The 394-nt window shown below is 63.7% G+C and carries 1 protein-coding gene; it reads left to right on the forward strand.

All coding sequences use genetic code 11. From position 1 onward, the window contains the following. Nucleotides 1-394 (forward strand): DNA topoisomerase (locus FOE67_RS31075; RefSeq protein ID WP_228474399.1); only part of this gene is annotated, 394 nt, incomplete at both ends.

Genomic DNA, 394 nt, shown 5'->3' on the forward strand with positions numbered 1-394 from the left:
CCGCCGCACTTTGATCTGCGCCCGATCGCCAAGTCCGAGTCGCGCCTGAAGGTGCTGACGCGCCTGATCAAGCGCAAGGACGTGACCAGTCTGATCAACGCATGTGACGCGGGGCGCGAAGGCGAGTTGATCTTCCGCCTGATCGCGCAACATGCAAACACCAAGCTGCCGGTAAAGCGACTGTGGCTCCAGTCGATGACGCCGCAATCCATCCGTGATGGCTTTGGCAAGCTGCGCAGCAACGAAGACATGATGCCGCTAGCGGACGCCGCGCGCTGCCGTTCCGAGGCCGATTGGCTCGTCGGTATCAACGGCACGCGCGCCATGACGGCGTTCAACAGCAAGGGCGGCGGCTTCTTCCTGACCACCGTGGGCCGCGTGCAAACGCCCACGT

Origin of the sequence: Streptomyces calidiresistens (assembly GCF_014141525.1) — a bacterium.
GTDB classification, from domain to species: domain Bacteria; phylum Actinomycetota; class Actinomycetes; order Streptomycetales; family Streptomycetaceae; genus Streptomyces; species Streptomyces calidiresistens.